At 65.1% G+C, this 261-nt stretch carries 1 protein-coding gene; it reads left to right on the top strand.

All coding sequences use genetic code 11. The annotated features are described in order from the left end of the window. Nucleotides 1-261, top strand: a 261-nt coding sequence (locus SB764_RS41760; RefSeq protein ID WP_410867001.1) for a nitronate monooxygenase, incomplete at both ends; no start/stop codon positions are given.

Raw genomic sequence — 261 nt, 5'->3', positions numbered from 1 at the left:
CCTGCGGCCTACCGCGCCACGCTCGAGCCTGAGTCCGCCAGGTTCGGGGTGCCTTTACCCGCTCTCCGCTTCGATGATGACGACGCTTGGCGGGACAAGATCGACGCCCTCTTGGAAGACCCGGTGGAAGCTGTGAGCTTCACTTTCGGACTGCCGGGCAGGGCCGTGGTCCGCGCGTTGCAGAAAGCAGGTTCCCGCGTCATATCCAGCGTCACAAGTGTGTCCGAAGCATTGGCAGCTGCGGAGGAGGGTCCGGACGCC

This window comes from Paraburkholderia sp. SIMBA_027 (genome assembly GCF_046535315.1).
Taxonomy (GTDB): domain Bacteria; phylum Pseudomonadota; class Gammaproteobacteria; order Burkholderiales; family Burkholderiaceae; genus Paraburkholderia; species Paraburkholderia tropica.
This window is presented reverse-complemented; position numbering and strand designations above follow the sequence as displayed.